Origin of the sequence: Enterobacter cancerogenus, from assembly GCF_019047785.1 — a bacterium.
In the GTDB taxonomy this organism is placed as follows: Bacteria; Pseudomonadota; Gammaproteobacteria; order Enterobacterales; family Enterobacteriaceae; genus Enterobacter; species Enterobacter cancerogenus.
Window position 1 is genome coordinate 379,645 of sequence record NZ_CP077290.1, and the last position, 16,701, is coordinate 396,345.

At 56.0% G+C, this 16,701-nt stretch carries 15 protein-coding genes; 8 read left to right on the forward strand and 7 right to left on the reverse strand.

Annotated elements, in window-relative coordinates:
• Positions 1-19: 19 nt before the first annotated feature.
• From I6L58_RS01795 to I6L58_RS01815, 5 genes are all read right to left on the reverse strand, one after another.
• Entirely contained in the window at positions 20-1,675 is a 1,656-nt protein-coding gene (locus I6L58_RS01795; RefSeq protein ID WP_088209075.1) for a glucan biosynthesis protein D, read from the reverse strand.
• Between the two features lie 231 nt (positions 1,676-1,906).
• The gene (locus I6L58_RS01800) at positions 1,907-2,242 is read right to left on the reverse strand and encodes a type II toxin-antitoxin system RelE/ParE family toxin (RefSeq protein WP_088209074.1); all 336 of its coding nucleotides are present in this window, start codon (positions 2,240-2,242) and stop codon (positions 1,907-1,909) included.
• A gap of 27 nt (positions 2,243-2,269) precedes the next feature.
• Positions 2,270-2,503, reverse strand: coding sequence for a type II toxin-antitoxin system Phd/YefM family antitoxin (locus I6L58_RS01805; RefSeq protein WP_088209073.1), 234 nt, complete (start codon positions 2,501-2,503; stop codon positions 2,270-2,272).
• Positions 2,504-2,645: 142 nt separating this feature from the next.
• Complete coding sequence (locus I6L58_RS01810) at positions 2,646-3,419, reverse strand: transporter substrate-binding domain-containing protein (RefSeq protein ID WP_088209072.1); 774 nt, start codon at positions 3,417-3,419, stop codon at positions 2,646-2,648.
• A gap of 10 nt (positions 3,420-3,429) precedes the next feature.
• Positions 3,430-4,599 carry a pyridoxal phosphate-dependent aminotransferase gene (locus I6L58_RS01815; protein WP_088209071.1) on the reverse strand — a complete coding sequence of 390 codons (1,170 nt, stop codon included), beginning with the start codon at positions 4,597-4,599 and terminating at the stop codon, positions 3,430-3,432.
• 113 nt (positions 4,600-4,712) lie between these two features.
• Between I6L58_RS01815 and I6L58_RS01820 the strand changes: the two genes are divergently transcribed.
• Positions 4,713-5,555 carry a LysR substrate-binding domain-containing protein gene (locus tag I6L58_RS01820; protein WP_088209070.1) on the forward strand — a complete coding sequence of 281 codons (843 nt, stop codon included), beginning with the start codon at positions 4,713-4,715 and terminating at the stop codon, positions 5,553-5,555.
• On the opposite strand, the gene I6L58_RS01825 is transcribed toward I6L58_RS01820, so the two are convergent.
• Both I6L58_RS01825 and hglS read right to left on the reverse strand, forming a co-directional pair.
• The gene (locus I6L58_RS01825; RefSeq protein ID WP_088209069.1) at positions 5,542-7,047 is read right to left on the reverse strand and encodes a carboxylesterase/lipase family protein; all 1,506 of its coding nucleotides are present in this window, start codon (positions 7,045-7,047) and stop codon (positions 5,542-5,544) included. The two genes, I6L58_RS01820 and I6L58_RS01825, sit on opposite strands and share 14 nt — an antisense overlap.
• 41 nt (positions 7,048-7,088) lie before the next feature.
• Positions 7,089-8,432: a 2-oxoadipate dioxygenase/decarboxylase HglS gene (gene hglS, locus I6L58_RS01830; protein ID WP_088209068.1), complete on the reverse strand. Its 1,344-nt coding sequence runs from the start codon at positions 8,430-8,432 to the stop codon at positions 7,089-7,091.
• A 502-nt stretch (positions 8,433-8,934) separates the two neighbouring features.
• Here hglS and I6L58_RS01835 point away from each other — a divergent pair.
• The 7 genes from I6L58_RS01835 to I6L58_RS01865 all read left to right on the forward strand — a co-directional run bounded on the left by I6L58_RS01835 (position 8,935) and on the right by I6L58_RS01865 (position 16,650).
• Positions 8,935-9,120, forward strand: a complete 186-nt coding sequence (locus I6L58_RS01835) for a con-10 family general stress protein (RefSeq protein ID WP_042319775.1) — start codon at positions 8,935-8,937, stop codon at positions 9,118-9,120.
• Positions 9,121-9,209: 89 nt separating this feature from the next.
• Entirely contained in the window at positions 9,210-9,704 is a 495-nt protein-coding gene (locus I6L58_RS01840) for a YciE/YciF ferroxidase family protein (RefSeq protein WP_088209067.1), read from the forward strand.
• Between the two features lie 192 nt (positions 9,705-9,896).
• Positions 9,897-10,403: a ferritin-like domain-containing protein gene (locus tag I6L58_RS01845; protein ID WP_006175186.1), complete on the forward strand. Its 507-nt coding sequence runs from the start codon at positions 9,897-9,899 to the stop codon at positions 10,401-10,403.
• Positions 10,404-10,490: 87 nt separating this feature from the next.
• Complete coding sequence (locus I6L58_RS01850) at positions 10,491-11,894, forward strand: cytochrome ubiquinol oxidase subunit I (protein WP_088209066.1); 1,404 nt, start codon at positions 10,491-10,493, stop codon at positions 11,892-11,894.
• Positions 11,894-12,904, forward strand: a complete 1,011-nt coding sequence (gene cydB / locus I6L58_RS01855) for a cytochrome d ubiquinol oxidase subunit II (protein WP_006175183.1) — start codon at positions 11,894-11,896, stop codon at positions 12,902-12,904. The genes I6L58_RS01850 and cydB overlap by 1 nt, the downstream gene beginning before the upstream one ends.
• Positions 12,905-13,056: 152 nt before the next feature.
• On the forward strand, positions 13,057-13,980 hold the full coding sequence (locus I6L58_RS01860; protein ID WP_058608811.1) for a LysR substrate-binding domain-containing protein: 924 nt from the start codon (positions 13,057-13,059) through the stop codon (positions 13,978-13,980).
• A gap of 285 nt (positions 13,981-14,265) precedes the next feature.
• Positions 14,266-16,650, forward strand: coding sequence for a glucose/quinate/shikimate family membrane-bound PQQ-dependent dehydrogenase (locus I6L58_RS01865; RefSeq protein ID WP_088209065.1), 2,385 nt, complete (start codon positions 14,266-14,268; stop codon positions 16,648-16,650).
• Positions 16,651-16,701: the final 51 nt, after the last annotated feature.

Below are 16,701 nucleotides of genomic sequence, written 5' to 3' on the forward strand. Positions count from 1 at the left end.
CGGCACCATGCCATAAGGACTAACGCATTACCCTGTCGTCAACGTAGTTGCGTTTATCCGGCGCGGGCGGGAAATACTGATACAGCCAGGTTTCGCTGATGGCGTCGCCCTGACAGCGCAGGAACATCCGCATATCCACCGGCTCCGTGGAGTCCGAGGTGGGGTACCAGTCAAACAGAATGCGATACCCGTCGAACGGCTCAACGTAGAGGATCTCAACCTGTCTGGCTTCACCGCTGGAGAGTGTGATTACCGGCTCAATACCTTTCGGTGCAGCGGCTTTCAGATCGCCCCCGACAAAATCAATGGCGAAGCGACGCGCCCACACTTTCGGGTAGTGTTCGCCCGGTGCCCAACCTTCCGGGAAGCCGCCCATGCCGGTGCGGGTGGCGTAGACGTTTGCCAGCGGAGAACGTACCGGCGGCTGTGCGCTCCAGTAGAGGCGATATTTGAAATCAAGCTCGTCCCCCGCCTTAATCGCTTTCTCCGGCTGCCAGAAGCAGACCACGTTATCCAGCGTTTCGCCCGTGGTAGGGATCTCCATCAGCCCGACCGCCCCCTTGCCCCAGTTATTACGCGGCTCAACCCACAGGCTCGGGCGTTTGTTGTACCAGCCCATGATGTCCTGATAGTGGGAAAAATCACGGTCAAGCTGTAGCAGACCAAAGCCCTTCGGGTTTTTGTCCATGTAAGCGTTGAACTGCAGTTTCTGCGGATTGTTCAGCGGGCGGCAGATCCACTCGCCGTTGCCGCGCCACATGGCCAGACGGTCAGAGTCGTGAATTTGCGGATGAATGGTGTCGCACATGCGGCGTTCGTTATTGCCACAGCTAAACATACTGGTCATCGGTGCGATACCGAGCTGTTTGATGTCCTTACGCGCGTAGAGGTGGTTTTCTACGTCCATTATCACCTGGCTCTTTTCACAGTGGATCACGAACTTGTAGGCACCGGTGATGCTTGGGCTGTCCAGAAGCGTGTAGACGGTAAAGGTGGTATCACCAGGTTTAACGGTTTCAAACCAGAATGCGGTGAAGTCCGGGAACTCTTCCGGCGTATCGGTAAAGGTATCGATAGCCAGCCCGCGCGCCGACAGACCGTACTGATAGGTGTCATCCACCGCGCGGAAGTAGCTTGCGCCGAGGAATGAGACGATATCGCGACGCGCCAGCTCCGGTGCTTTAAAGGCGCGGAAGCCCGCAAAGCCCAGGTCGCTTTGCCCTTCCAGCTGTCTGGTGTCGACCCCCGTGTCGCCGTAGCTAAACAGCTCCGGACGGAAATGGATCTCACGCGCCTGGGAGGTGGTTTGATCCAGGGAGAACATCCGTACGCGACGGCGGAAGCCCATGCCCATATGGAAGAACTGCACGTCCAGCTGGCGGCCTTCGATGTTGTTCCACAGCGACTGCTTCTCATCATAGCGAATAGCGTTGTAGGCCTGCGGGGTCATGGTCGCCAGCGTTTCCGGCAGCGGACGCGGCGCACCGCCCCACGGGGTTTTCGCCAGGTCGTGCGCCATAGATTGCAGAACAGAGAAGTCGAAACGACGGCTCTGGCCGTCAGCTATGTCAGAGTCTGCAGCATATGCTGCCTGAGAAAACAGGGAAGACAGGCCAGAGGTGCCGCTCAGGGCGGCCATAGCCAGTGAGCCTTTTAAAAAACGTCTGCGATTCATGCCTGAGAAAACGTCCTTATGGTCGTGTGAATGTATTTCGCACAGGGCGAAACGACGGCAAGAAAGAACGCACAGCCTAAACAAAAACGGTTAGAAATCCAATTGTTGGCCGGTGATTATCTGAACAAAGTATGAAATATTTTCTGTCGACCAGAACGGCCTGAAAGTGGTGTAAAGACAGGTATGCTTATGTAAAGAGGCCCGGGCATGCCGGACCTTTTATGCATGCACTCAGGGTTGAATCAGGCGCGTAAACAGAAGTTGTTTAATATCCTGCCGCTGGGAAAGAATGGCATGCGCAGTTATGCAATGTTCTTCTACCGAATAAAGTACACGATACCCGCCTGCGCTATTGAACTCGCGGTACTTAGCACATCCGATTTTCACCAGTTCAGGGCAAATCTGGCTACCAAGGGGAAATTGGCCAACGCGACTTTCAAATTGCGTTAAAAGTTCTTCTATGATGGGTCGTGGCTCAACATCCGCGTTGCGAAGAAAACTGACGATATGTTCAATGCAAAATTTTGCGGTAAACGTGTACTCAAAAACTACCGAGCTTTGTTCCATGTCCAACCCTTTTTGGAGGCTGCATCCTTACCAGTCGAGACTATCAAGCAGTTGCGCTTTCGAATACTTTTTCCCTTCGGATTTATCCTTCTCTGAAAGCGTCATCAATTTCAAAAGTGCAATAGCATTTTCACGCTCCTGCTGCTGGTCATAAGACTCAATAACATAAGCGGGAACGCCATTTTGCGTAACGAGAATAGGCTCGGAAAGGTCGAGCGTAGCCGCGTTCTTTTTTACGTAGCTAATAGTTTCAACTTTCATGAGCAACCTGATGATGGGGGCGGTTTGTTGGATTGAATATAGACTGAATTTAGACTCACCACAAGAGCAGGATACATTGACAACGTCCAGGGGATAAAAAAGTACCCGGCTGGACATCGACAGCCGGGACAAAGCGAGGCGGTTATTTCACGCTGACATCGATACCCGGGAAGTACTTATCAGCGAGTTTAGCGATCGTGCCATCGGCACGTACTTTATCGATAGCGGCATCAAGCTGCTTTTTGGTGGCCTCATCCCCCTTACGCAGCCCAAAACCGATCCCACTGCCGAGGATAGTGTCGTCCGACACCGGCTTGCCAATAAAGCCAAACCCTTTGCCCTGCGGCTTGCTCAGGAAGCCTGCCTGCCCGGCCGCGGACATCACCAGCGAGGCGTCGATGCGGCCATTCAGCAAATCTCCCCACGCCATATTCTGATCTTTATAAGACACCACGGTGACACCCAGCTTTTCCCAGTGCTCTTTTGCGTAGGTTTCCTGAATAGAGCCTTGCAGAACGCCGATGGTTTTACCCTTCAGTCCTTCTGGCGTCGCGTCTATCGCACTGCCGGCTTTGCCGACCAGTTGCGACGGAATACGGTAAATCGGCTGGGTGAAATCGATGCTTTTCTCGCGCTGCGCGGTGATGTTCATCGCTGAGTTAATCGCGTCAAATTTCTTCGCCACCAGCCCCGGAATGAGCGCATCAAATGAGGTTTCTACCCAGCTGCATTTCAGCGCCGCCGCTTTGCAGATGGCATTACCCAATTCCACGTCGAACCCTTCGAGTTCACCCGAAGCATTGCGACTTTCAAACGGCGGATATTCTGCTTCCAGCCCGTAACGCAGCTCGGTGGCCGCAAACGACGAGAACGAACACAGCAGTCCCATGCCGACAACTAACGCGCGTAATTTCATCTCAAACTCCTTAGCGTGGTTTAACCCGACACAGGGCCTGGGCACCTGCCCGTAACGTCGCCTCGTCTTTAGCAAATGAGAGGCGGATCAACTTATTGTCCGTGCCGTCGGCATAAAACGCCGACAGCGGAATGGTGGCAACGCCGCACTCGGTGATCAGCCGTTTCACCAGTTCGCTGTCGCGCTCATCACTGAACGAACGGTAGTCTGCCAGCAGGAAGAACGATCCCGCACTCGGCAGCAGCCTGAACGGTGACTCTGCCAACAAACTTTGCAGCAGGTCGCGCTTGCGCTGATAAAACGCCGCCAGCGACAGCCAGGTTTGCGGATCGGTCATGTGCTCGGCAAAGGCGTGCTGCATAGGGGTATCGGCAGAAAACATCAAAAATTGATGGACCTTGCAGATCTCCTCCATCAGCTCCGCGGGCGCAACGCAGTACCCCACTCGCCAGCCGGTGACGTGATAGGTTTTCCCAAACGAGGAGACAATCACGCTGCGCTCGGCGAGTTGCGGGTGCGTCGCCATACCGTGGTGCGGCTGGCCGTCGAACACCACATGTTCGTACACTTCATCCGACAAAATAATGATGTCGGTATTGCGCGTGAGGGCTGAAAGCTGCTGCAGGTCGTCTGCCGAGAAGACCTGCCCGCTCGGGTTATGCGGCGTGTTGACGATGATCATCCGGGTTTTCGGGGTGATGGCCGCGCGAACCTCGTCCCAGTCGACGGCAAAATCTGGCACGGTCAGCTTGATGGCGACGGGCGTGGCACCCTGCAAACGCACAATCGGGGCGTAGCTGTCGAACGAGGGTTCGAAGTAAATCACCTCATCGCCCGGATGCACCAGGCCGCCAATCGCCGAGTAAAGGCCTTCGCTAGCGCTGGCGGTCACCAGCACCTCCGTGCCGGGATCGTATTGCGTGCCGTACAGCGTACCGATTTTCTCTGCGATCCGCTCCTTCAACAACTGCAGGCCGGTCATCGAGGCGTACTGGTTATGCCCGGCTTCCATGGCGCGGGTCACGCCAGCGACCAGGCCCGGATCGCAGGAAAAATTCGGCGCGCCCTGAGACAGGTTGATGGCGTTATGCTGAGCGGACAGCTGGCCGATAACGGTAAAAATGGTGGTCCCCACGTCAGGCAATTTTGAGCGAGTTTGCACCGGGGTTCGTATAGTCATCCTCTGTCCTTCTCATGGTGAGTGCATAACTATTCAAACAACAACTGAGCTGTTGGAACAACCGAATTGTTGTCATAATAGCCATGATAAAAATGCATAGCTGAGGAGTTTTTATGTCGCGCCGCTCGTTCCCGCTCAACGCCGCTGATGCATTTCTGGTCACCGCGCGGCATCTTAATCTTACCCACGCCGCCAAAGAACTTTGTCTGACGCAGGGCGCGGTAAGCCGTAAAATTGCGGCGCTGGAGACATGGTTCGGCTTTCCGCTGTTTGAACGCCACGCCCGCGGGCTGCGGCTCTCATCCCAGGGAAGCGCCCTGCTTCCGGAATTGCAATCTGCCTTTGAGCATCTGCTGACGGTGGCCGATCGCGCGCGAACGCACCAGACCGTGATCCGCCTGAAAGCGCCCACCTGCGCCATGCGCTGGCTGGTGCCGCGTCTGCTTCAGGTTGAACGTGAACAGCCGGATCTGCAGATCGCGCTCACCACCACGACCGATCATAACGTCAATTTCAAAACCGAGTCCTACGATGCGGCAATCGTCTTTGGCACCCACATGAGCGCGGGCGATCTGCTGTTTGAAGAGGCCTTAACCCCGGTAGTAAGCCCCCAGCGCGCCGGCGTCGCACCTGAGTCCTTAACCTTTCTGCACCCGACCCGCGACAGAACGGACTGGTCATTATGGCTGGCACATCAGGCACAGCCGGGCGCAGCCATGCTCAAAAATCAACACTTCGATACCATGGATCTCGCCATTACCGCGGCGATTCAGGGGCTGGGGATGGCGATTGCTGACGAAACGCTGGTGGAGGAGGATATCCGTGCCGGGCGGCTGACGCGGCCTTATGACACCAGTATTAAAACCGGGGCGAGTTACCGCCTGGTATGGCGCGACTCGCCCGGTCAGGAGGACGGACTGGCGGCGTTTCGCGCCTGCCTGCTCAGTCGAGGCTGACGTGGTGTTTCATCACCCGTTTGAAGAGGCTCATGCGCGCGCGCATAAAGCGGTTTTCCAGCCTGAAACCTGCATGTTTATTCACGCCAATTCGTAGCAGCACATCCCGACCTTTTCGGCATGCGGGCCAGCGGACTGGCCCCGGCAGACTGTCGCGGGTGCCTGCATCACGGGCGAAGCTGACCCAGTAATCCGCCACCTGGGCTGCAAAATGGAGGTCGCGCTCATTCACATAGTGACGAGACGGCTCAACCTGCCCAAGCGTATCAAACACGTAAGGAACTTCATTGCCGTGCCAGGCACCGTTGACGTAGGTGGCATGTTCCGCTTCTGCCACATAATCAAACCAGTAGCGCCAGCAGAGCGCTCCGGCGCGCTGCTGCGCCTGCATCACCACGTACCCCATGGTGGTAAACGCCATGTCGCGGCACACCTGCCTGCCCAGCTCTTCATCCCCCTTCACGCCGGGATAGAGCAGCTTGATCAGCCCCAGCCCAAAACGTCTTTCGCGCCGCAGCTTCTGGATCTGCCCGGCGAGATCGATACCAAAGACCGCCATGACGCTGGCCTCGTCGCTGTTCGATCCAATCATGATCGGCATTGGATGCTGACGGGCTGCAAAGAAGAAATCCAGCATCGCTTCCGGCAACACGCAATCACCAACGATGGGCGCAGGGGCGATATTCAGCGGAGCCGTTAACGGCCAGAAGGCCTCCGGCGGAATGGCACGCAGCTCATCGGCCGTGGCGTTCTCAAGGCCAAAGTGGTGGGCCAGCGCTTGCCCTTTCTTCAAAGCCTGTTCGCGCGGCGTGTCCGGCAAGGTGTAGCCACTTTGCACAATCGCCTTATGGAAAAGCCCTTTCGCCAGCGGAGACGCCAGCAGCGACAGCACGCTGCGTGCACCGGCAGATTCACCAAACAGGGTGATGGCATTCGGGTCGCCGCCAAAGGCAGCAATGTTATCCCGTACCCAGTTCAGCGCGGCAATTTGGTCGAGCAGCGCAAAGTTATGCACCACGCGCTCCTCCTCCCCCTCCAGTGCGGGATGCGCGAAAAAGCCAAGATGACCAAGCCGATAGTTGAGGGTCACGACTACCACGTCGCGCCGGGCCAGCGCTTTCCCCTGATAGGGAGGCAACCCACCCGCACCGAGAGTAAAGCCCCCGCCGTGAAGCCATACCATCACCGGGCGCGGCGAGGTACGTGCAGCCGGTGACCACACGTTAAGGTAGAGGCAATCTTCCGAAAACATGCCGGGATCGCCGCCGCCGAGCTGCTGACAATATTCGCTGCTTTGCCAGCTCGACGGGGAAAACGCCGTGGCCTGACGAACGCCCTCCCAGCGCTCAGGCGCGCGCGGTGAGCGCCAGCGCCATTCACCGACAGGCGGTGCGGCATAAGGGATACCGCACCAGACGTAAACATCCTCATCTGTAAAACCAAGCAGCGCGCCCTGGCGCGTTTCAACCACAGGGGCGGAGGGATTATGCATACTCACCTTCTTTTCCATCACACCCTTGCAGAGTAACGATTTTAGAGCAAACCGCAACGCTGTTTACTGCGCGCTTCCGCCTCCTCGTACAGCGTAAATTCGTCCAGCACCGGGCAGCCCAGCGCCTGCTCGAATGCCTCCCGGCTGGCATGACCGTGGCTGCGCGCCTGCGTTTCATTGCCGAGGTTGGACTGGAAAATACCGGCAGCGCTCACGGGCAGAAAATCTTCATAGGTGATCGGCTGCGCCACCACCCAGCCACGCTCGATAAGCGGCTGCGGATCGTCGCCGGGGCGAAACGCATGGCGGTGTGCCTCGCCTGAAGGCGTCAGGCGGTAGCGGAAATAGGCCAGACCCTGACGGCGCAGAAACATTTCGCTGTCCGGGAAGGCGCTAAACGTCTCGCGCAAATGCAGCTGGTGCGTCAGGTTGTCTTTGCCCGTCCCCGCCTGGCTCAGCAGGCTGTCGTACAGCGCGCGTCCTTTCGAGGTGAGCGCCACGCCGCGCTGTTCTATTTCACCAAAGCGGGCGGTATGCGTTCCTTTATCTTCCCCGGCAAAGAGCACCGGCTCTTCAAGCGCTTTAAAGCTGGTCTGGCGCAGCAGGATCGGCACCTCGCGGCGCGGCGGCCCCTCCACCAGAACTTTGGGTTCAATACCGTATTTCGGCATCAGCTCTTGTACGCGGTCGATATCCAGCGTGCGCGGCGTGAGATGGTTGATATGGCATCCGGGGAAGCAGACGACGTCGGCAATCAGGCGATGCGCATTGCTCAGCGCCAGATAAGTTTCCCGGTCTACCGTCGCGTGATGGTGCCAGCGGAACGTCTCCAGCGCTTCCTGAACAAACTCGCTCGCCTGTGCGTCGGTAAAGCCCCCTTCTGATTCATACAGGTCAAGAAGTGCCAGACAGCGCGGCGTAAAGATGTTCCGCCGCGAGAGGATCTCAGCCGCGCGTTCGCGCAGCGCGGCGTTTTCAATCAGTTCCAGACGCAGCAGCGAGGTAAAAATACGAAACGGATTGCGACACAGTGCCGCATCGTCAACCGGACGAAACGCCGTGGAGTGAACGGGTACCCCCGCCTGTGAGAGATCGTAATAGCTGACCGGAAACATGCCCATAATGGCGAAGATCCGGCGCAGGGTAGAGAGTTCCCGCGCGGTCCCCACGCGAATCGCACCGTGACGCTCAACGTTAAGGCGCGCCAGTTCATCTGCATTCGCAAGCTGTTCATGTAATAAAGGATTATTTTCCAGAACTCCAAGGTTCACATCTGCCACCAGCTCAAGCAATGTGCCGTACTGCGGAACTTCCTGCTGGTACATCGCCGACATAGCCTGCGAAAAGTGCTCCCGAATCTCATCAGCCGTGATGGTGTTCGCCATGATGTCTTGCCTCCAGTGAATATTACCTGGAGTGTAGAAAAGGCCGTTCCTTCCGGGGGGAAGAATTTACAAATTGTGATCTTAAGACGCGTGTGGTCAACACGTGCGTTGACGCACCTTGTAACAAATGAGGCCTAAAATAGTCTCCTGTAATTATTTTCTACCGCTATGTCTCGCTATGATGAAATATCACCAGGAATAATCTGCAAACGGCATCTACCCGCATTTTTTGGGCCAATAACTTTTGGCTAAAATATCATTTAGCGCGCACAGAATCTGAATACCCTCAGAAAACACAACAACTTACCTGCCCTCCTGGAAGAATATATTTTTAGCAAGCGAAGCGTTAATTGCCTCATTATTTTGCGATAAATCAAACAGGGCCATTAATTAAATTTGACGAACCTCCACCAGCGACTACAGTTATTAATCGAACGACGAGTGATACGGAATATATTCGTATCTTACTGACATGACCAATATATGAAATATGAGGTTTAATATGGCAGAGCATCGTGGTGGTTCCGGTAATTTCGCTGAAGATCGTGATAAAGCATCTGACGCAGGACGTAAAGGTGGACAGCAGAGCGGTGGGAATTTCAAAAACGACCCGCAACGCGCCTCTGAAGCAGGTAAGAAAGGGGGTCAGAATAGTCATGGCGGAGGCCGTGGTTCTGACAAATCCTGATCTTAATTACGTCTCTTTAAATACCTAAAGAGCTTGCTGCGGGCCAGACGGCTCGCAGTACCCTTCACATATTTAATCGGAACGTAAATATGAATATGAAAAGCATCGAAGACGTCTTTATTCACCTTCTCTCCGACACCTACAGCGCGGAAAAGCAACTGACTCGTGCGCTGAGCAAACTTGCCCGCGCCGCCTCCAGCGAACAGCTTAGCGCAGCCTTCACTGCTCACCTTGAGGAAACACAGGGTCAGATCGAGCGTATCGATCAAATCATTGAGCAGGAAGACGGCCTCAAAATTAAGCGTATGAAGTGTGTTGCAATGGAAGGCTTGATTGAAGAGGCAAATGAAGTCATTGAGAGTACTGAAAAAAATGAAGTCCGTGATGCCGCATTAATTGCCGCTGCGCAAAAAGTAGAGCATTACGAAATTGCCAGTTACGGTACCCTGGCGACCTTAGCGGAACAGTTAGGCTATACTAAAGCCGTTAAGTTACTGGCGGAAACGCTTGAAGAAGAAAAAGAAACCGATCTTAAACTCACCGATCTTGCCGTAGGTAATATCAATAAAAAAGCGAAGAAATAACGATTTAACACAGATATTTTAAATAAGCATCTGTCTGGCGATCGTTAAAGGATGCTTTTTAGCGGCAGCACTGCTGTGGTTAATTCTCGTTATTCCTTCTGTTTTTATAATGAATGAGTAGTGTACTGCAGGTGCAGTTCGAATTGCAGAGAGTAACAATAAATTGACCATCTAATAATTGAGGACACGATTATGAATCACGTAGAACACTATCATGACTGGCTACGCGATGCCCATGCGATGGAAAAGCAAGCGGAATCAATGCTGGAATCCATGGCCAGCCGCATCGATAATTACCCTGACATCCGCTCCCGAATTGAACAACATATTAGCGAGACAAAACGTCAAATCAGTTTGCTGGAAGAGATCCTCGACCGCAATGATATTTCTCGTTCCGTCCTCAAAGACTCCATGAGCAAGATGGCCGCGCTCGGCCAGTCCATTGGCGGTATGTTCCCGTCCGATGAAATCGTGAAAGGGTCCATCAGCGGCTATGTTTTCGAGCAATTTGAGATTGCCTGCTATACCTCCCTGCTGGCGGCAGCCAAACGCGCAGGCGATACCGCCTCCGTGCCGGCCATTGAATCTATCCTTGCCGAAGAAAAAGCGATGGCTGAGTGGCTGATCACCCATATTCCGCAGACGACGGAACAGTTCTTACAACGCTCAGAGACCTCCGGGGTCGAAGCGAAAAAATAGTCAGAAGCATGCCAGACAGTTGAACGCTGTCTGGCAGCGCCAGTGCACCATCCGTTCCAGAGGCCATTCGTTCCAGAGGTAGGAACCATGTTCGAACTCGACGCCTTTCATCTGGCCAGGATTCAGTTCGCTTTTACCGTCTCCTTTCATATTCTCTTTCCGGCGATCACCATTGGGCTTGCCAGCTATCTCGTGGTACTTGAAGGCATGTGGCTGCGTACCAAAAACGACGTGTGGCGATCGCTGTACCATTTCTGGCTCAAAATATTCGCGGTTAACTTCGGCATGGGCGTCGTCTCCGGGCTGGTCATGGCGTACCAGTTCGGCACCAACTGGAGCGGCTTCTCGCAGTTCGCCGGGAGTATCACCGGTCCGTTACTGACCTACGAAGTGCTTACCGCCTTCTTCCTGGAGGCCGGTTTCCTTGGCGTAATGCTGTTTGGGTGGAACAAAGTCGGCCCCGGCCTGCATTTCTTTGCAACCTGCATGGTGGCGCTGGGCACACTGATGTCCACCTTCTGGATCCTTGCGTCTAACAGCTGGATGCACACCCCTCAGGGGTTCACCATCGAAAATGGCCAGGTGATCCCGCAGGACTGGTTGGCTATCATTTTTAACCCCTCCTTCCCGTATCGTCTTATCCACATGTCGATTGCCGCGTTCTTGTGCAGCGCATTGTTTGTCGGCGCTTCCGGGGCCTGGCATCTGCTGCGCGGAAACGACACGCCCGCCATACGCAAAATGTTCTCTATGGCGATGTGGATGGCGCTGCTGGTTGCGCCCATTCAGGCCGTGGTCGGGGATATGCATGGTCTGAACACGCTGGAACATCAGCCCGCGAAAATTGCCGCTATCGAAGGCCACTGGGAGAACCGCCCGGGTGAAGCAACCCCGCTGCTGCTGTTCGGCGTGCCGGATATGGATGAGGAGCGCACCAAATACGGGCTGGAAATTCCTGCCCTGGGCAGTTTGATCCTGACGCACAGCCTCGATAAACAGGTTCCCGCCCTGAAAGAGTTCCCCAAAGACGAGCGTCCAAACTCGCTTATCGTCTTCTGGTCATTCCGCATTATGGTTGGCATGGGGCTGCTGATGATTGCGCTTGGGGCGATCAGCGTCTGGCTACGCTATCGCAACCGGCTGTACCACTCCCGTCTGTTTCACTGGTTCGCCTTCTGTATGGGGCCTGCCGGGCTGGTCGCGCTGCTGGCGGGCTGGGTCACCACCGAGGTGGGCCGTCAGCCGTGGGTGGTCTATGGCTATCTGCGCACCATTGACGCGGTATCGCTGCATAGCACGCTGCAAATGAGCATCAGCCTGTTGGCCTTTATCCTGGTCTACTGTTCGGTCTTTGGCGTGGGCTATGTCTATCTCGTCAGGCTGATCAAGAAAGGCCCACAACCTGTCAGCACGCTGACATCGAATACCTCGGGCACCCCTGCCCGTCCGCTGTCTGCCGCCGAGTCGGTTTCTGAACAGGAGAGACCCTGATGGGCGTTGATATCTCTGTCATCTGGATCGCGATCATCGTTTTTGCCACGCTGATGTACATCATCATGGACGGTTTCGATCTGGGCATTGGCCTGCTGTTTAATTTTGTCGGCGACGCGAAAGAACGCGATGTGATGGTCAACAGCGTAGCCCCGGTGTGGGATGGCAATGAAACCTGGCTGGTGCTGGGCGGCGCGGGGCTGTTTGGCGCCTTTCCGCTGGCCTATGCGGTCATCATCGATGCCCTGACCATTCCCCTGACCGCTATGCTGATTGGCCTGATCTTTCGCGGGGTGGCGTTCGAGTTTCGCTTTAAGGCCACGCCGTCGCACCGCAAATTCTGGGACTATGCCTTTGCTGGCGGCTCGCTGCTTGCCACCTTCAGCCAGGGGATTGTCGTGGGGGCGATGATCAACGGCTTCGACGTTGAAGGCCGACGTTTCGCTGGCTCTGCGCTCGACTGGTTCACCCCGTTCAACCTGTTCTGCGGCCTGGGCCTTATGGTCGCTTACACCCTGCTCGCCACCACCTGGCTTATAATGAAAAGCGAAGGTGAACTGCAGATCCGCATGCGCTATCTTACCCGCCGGGTATTGCTGGCGCTGATTGCGGTGATTGCCGTGGTAAGTATCTGGACACCGCTTGGCTGGCAGTACGTGGCCGAGCGCTGGTTCACGCTGCCAAACTTTTTCTGGTTCCTCCCGGTTCCGCTGCTGGTTGGCGTGCTGAGCCTGTGGATTTGGCGAATGACTCACAACCCGCACAGCCACGCCCGCCCGTTCCTGCTGACCCTTGGGCTTATCTTCCTCGGGTTCAGCGGGCTGGGCATCAGCCTGTGGCCGCATATCATTCCCCCGCGCATTACCCTGTGGGAAGCCGCAGCCCCGCCTTCCAGTCAGCTGTTTATGCTGGTCGGCACGCTGTTAATCATCCCGGTGATCCTTGTGTACACCGCCTGGAGCTACTACGTTTTCCGCGGCAAAGTGTCTGATACCGAAGGTTACCACTGATAAATCCAGGGTCAGGGCGGCGCGCCAGCCCGCCCGGACCAAAAAGCGCTTGTAACTCAAACAGATCGAATGTTAATAATATTTTGCAATGAAGTTATCAAAATTAAACAACATCGCTTGTCAGCGGCATCGCTCTGTTTTAAACATCGCCTATGGAAAAAAATGGTCTGTTCAGTCAGCGCATACGCTTGCGCCATTTACATACATTTGTGGCCGTCGCTCAACAGGGAACGCTGGGGCGTGCGGCTGAAACCCTTAATCTCAGTCAACCTGCACTTTCAAAAACGCTGAACGAACTCGAGCAGCTCACCGGAACGCGCCTGTTCGATCGCGGCCGCCTCGGGGCGCAATTGACCATCGTGGGGGAGCAATTTCTTACGCACGCCGTTAAGGTGCTTGACGCCCTTAACACCGCAGGTCAGGCTTTAAACCGTAAAGATGAACCCGTCTGCGAAGTGGTACGCATAGGCGCGCTGCCTACTGCGGCGCTGGGGATCTTGCCGCCGGTTATCGGGCAGTTTCACCGGCAGCAACGGCACACCACGCTTCAGGTCGCCACCATGAACAACACCATGCTGCTCGCGGGGCTGAAATCCGGCGAACTGGATCTGGGTATCGGCAGAATGTCCGACCCCGAACTGATGAGCGGCCTGAACTATGAGCTGCTGTTTCTCGAATCCCTCAAGCTGGTGGTGCGGCCAAATCATCCACTCTTGCAGGACACCGTCACCCTGAGCCGGGTTATGGAGTGGCCAGTGGTGGTGTCGCCGCAGGGCACGGTCCCGCGACAGAACGCCGAAACCATGCTGCAGATGCAGGGCTGCTCGCTGCCCTCGGGCTGCATCGAAACGCTGTCGGCCTCCCTTTCGCGCCAACTTACCGTCGATTACGACTATGTCTGGTTTGTCCCGTCAGGGGCGGTCAAAGACGATTTACGCCGCGGCACGCTGATTGCACTGCCGGTCACCTCTCCCGGGGCGGGCGAACCTATCGGCATTTTGACCCGCGTGGATACCCCGCTCTCGGCGGGCGCGCAAACCCTGCTGAGCGCAATTCGTAAGTCCATGCCGGTGTAATTACCCCTTTTTCTCCCGCCTGCTTAACCCGTCGTGATGACGGGTTGCTTCTTTTTGCTAATCAATAAATGCGAAATTATTCATTAACAATTGCGTAAAACAATTTAACAGATTTATCATAGCCACGAATTCACCAAATGGTTCACACATCATTTATAAAAGGTGAATTTAGCCGCTTAAAGCCCTGCCTTAAGCGTGAAACCCTGCTTAACCTCAATATTAATTACCCATTTGGTACAGACACCACGCAAGCCTGACAGGACGGGTGTATTTAAGGAGACAGAAATGGCATTTGGCAACGCGCCACGCGGAGTACCTCGTATTCTGCAGTGGCTTCTTGCCGGACTGATGGTGCTCATCGGTCTGGCTGTCGGCGGGCTGGGCTTAAAGCTCGCCACCGTGGGCGGAAGCTGGTACTTCCTGATCATGGGCATCGTGATGGTGATTGCTGCCATCCTGATTTTCACCAATCGCACCATCGGGATCGTGCTCTACGCCCTGGCGTTTATCACCTCGCTGTTCTGGGCAGTGAGCGATGCAGGCTGGGATTTCTGGCCGCTGTTCTCACGCCTGTTCACCTTTGCGGTGCTGGCGTTTCTGTGTGCCATCGTATGGCCTTATCTGCGCGCGGCGCAGCACGGCACGCCGGTGAACAAAGCGCCTGCCTTTGGCGTTGCGGCGGTGCTGGCTGTTGGTATGCTGGTGAGCCTCGGCTGGATGTTCAAACCGCAAACGCTGGTCGCGGCCAACGAACCGGTGCCAGTAAAACCGGTGGCACCCGGCGAACAGCAGAAGAACTGGGAACACTGGGGAAACACCACCCACGGTGACCGTTTTGCCGCACTCGACCAGATTAATAAGCAAAACATCAACGAGCTCAAAGTGGCCTGGGTGGCCCATACCGGCGACATCCCTCAAAGCAACGGCTCGGGTGCAGAAGATCAGAACACCCCGCTGCAGGTAGGCGACACGCTGTACGTGTGTACGCCGTACAGCAAAGTGCTGGCGCTGGATGTTGACTCCGGCAAAGAGAAATGGCGTTACGACTCAAAAGCAACGGCCCCGAACTGGCAGCGCTGCCGCGGGCTGGGCTACTTTGAAGATCGCTCGAGCGTGACAACGTCACAAGCAGAAACTCAGCCTGCGGCCTGCCCGCGTCGCCTGTTCCTGCCTACCACTGATGCCCGTCTGATTGCTATCAACGCGGACAACGGCAAGGTCTGTGACGACTTTGGCGACCATGGCACTGTCGACCTGAGCGTCGGCATGGGTGAAATTAAACCCGGCTATTACCAGCAAACCTCGACGCCGCTGGTCGCGGGCAACGTGGTCGTGGTCGGCGGACGCGTGGCGGATAACTTCTCCACCGGTGAACCGCCGGGCGTGGTACGTGCCTACGACGTTCATACCGGTAAACTGGCGTGGGCCTGGGATCCGGGCAACCCTGCATTGACCGGCGAGCCCCCAGAAGGCAAGACCTACACGCGCGGTACCCCGAACGTCTGGTCTGCCATGTCCTACGACGCCGGACTGAACCTGATTTATCTGCCAACGGGTAACGCAACGCCAGATTTCTGGGCGGGTGAACGTACCGCGCTGGATGACAAGTACAGCTCGTCGATTGTCGCCGTGGACGCCTCCACCGGCCAGGTTCGCTGGCATTTCCAGACCACGCACCACGACCTGTGGGATTTCGACCTGCCTTCCCAGCCGCTGCTGTACGATCTGCCGGACGGTAAAGGCGGTACCACGCCAGTGCTGGTACAGACCAGCAAGCAGGGCATGATCTTTATGCTCAACCGCGAAACCGGCAAGCCGGTGGCGAAAGTTGAAGAACGCCCTGTGCCTGCGGGTAACGTTGAGGGTGAGCGCTATTCGCCTACTCAGCCCTATTCCGTTGGCATGCCGATGATCGGCAACCAGACGCTGACCGAATCCGACATGTGGGGCGCAACGCCGGTTGACCTGCTGCTGTGCCGTATTCAGTTTAAAGAGATGCGTCATCAGGGCGTCTTTACCCCGCCGGGTCTGGACCGCTCTCTGCAATTCCCTGGCTCTCTTGGCGGGATGAACTGGGGCAGCGTGTCGGTTGACCCGAACAATGGCCTGATGTTCGTTAACGACATGCGTCTGGGGCTGGCGAACTACATGGTTCCTCGCGCTAACGTGGCGAAAGACGCCAGCGGTATCGAAATGGGGATTGTCCCGATGGACGGCACGCCGTTCGGCGCAATGCGCGAACGTTTCCTGTCGCCGCTGGGCATTCCGTGTCAGAAGCCGCCGTTTGGCACCATGTCAGCCGTTGACCTGAAATCCGGCAAGCTGGTGTGGCAGGTTCCGGTCGGCACGGTCGAAGACACCGGTCCGCTGGGGATCCGCATGCATATGCCAATCCCGATCGGTATGCCTACGCTTGGGGCATCACTCTCCACGCAGTCCGGCCTGCTGTTCTTTGCCGGTACCCAGGACTTCTACCTGCGCGCGTTTGATACCGCAACCGGGAAAGAGATCTGGAAAGACCGTCTGCCGGTGGGCAGCCAGTCCGGCCCGATGACCTACGTTTCGCCGAAAACCGGTAAACAGTACATCATCATCAACGCAGGCGGCGCGCGCCAGTCACCGGATCGCGGTGATTACGTTATCGCGTATGCGTTACCGGACAAGAAGTAAACAATGAAAAAGGGACCGAAAGGTCCCTTTTTTTGTAGGTCAGATGTTATA

Coding starts and splice junctions, on each gene's coding strand:
- I6L58_RS01865 (WP_088209065.1), top strand. CDS start 14,266: ATGGCATTTGGCAACGCGCCACGCGGAGTACCTCGTATTCTGCAGTGG.
- I6L58_RS01825 (WP_088209069.1), bottom strand. CDS start 7,047: ATGCATAATCCCTCCGCCCCTGTGGTTGAAACGCGCCAGGGCGCGCTG.
- I6L58_RS01795 (WP_088209075.1), bottom strand. CDS start 1,675: ATGAATCGCAGACGTTTTTTAAAAGGCTCACTGGCTATGGCCGCCCTG.
- I6L58_RS01820 (WP_088209070.1), top strand. CDS start 4,713: ATGTCGCGCCGCTCGTTCCCGCTCAACGCCGCTGATGCATTTCTGGTC.
- cydB (WP_006175183.1), top strand. CDS start 11,894: ATGGGCGTTGATATCTCTGTCATCTGGATCGCGATCATCGTTTTTGCC.
- I6L58_RS01835 (WP_042319775.1), top strand. CDS start 8,935: ATGGCAGAGCATCGTGGTGGTTCCGGTAATTTCGCTGAAGATCGTGAT.
- I6L58_RS01800 (WP_088209074.1), bottom strand. CDS start 2,242: ATGGAACAAAGCTCGGTAGTTTTTGAGTACACGTTTACCGCAAAATTT.
- I6L58_RS01850 (WP_088209066.1), top strand. CDS start 10,491: ATGTTCGAACTCGACGCCTTTCATCTGGCCAGGATTCAGTTCGCTTTT.
- I6L58_RS01845 (WP_006175186.1), top strand. CDS start 9,897: ATGAATCACGTAGAACACTATCATGACTGGCTACGCGATGCCCATGCG.
- I6L58_RS01815 (WP_088209071.1), bottom strand. CDS start 4,599: ATGACTATACGAACCCCGGTGCAAACTCGCTCAAAATTGCCTGACGTG.
- I6L58_RS01840 (WP_088209067.1), top strand. CDS start 9,210: ATGAATATGAAAAGCATCGAAGACGTCTTTATTCACCTTCTCTCCGAC.
- I6L58_RS01810 (WP_088209072.1), bottom strand. CDS start 3,419: ATGAAATTACGCGCGTTAGTTGTCGGCATGGGACTGCTGTGTTCGTTC.
- I6L58_RS01805 (WP_088209073.1), bottom strand. CDS start 2,503: ATGAAAGTTGAAACTATTAGCTACGTAAAAAAGAACGCGGCTACGCTC.
- I6L58_RS01860 (WP_058608811.1), top strand. CDS start 13,057: ATGGAAAAAAATGGTCTGTTCAGTCAGCGCATACGCTTGCGCCATTTA.
- hglS (WP_088209068.1), bottom strand. CDS start 8,432: ATGGCGAACACCATCACGGCTGATGAGATTCGGGAGCACTTTTCGCAG.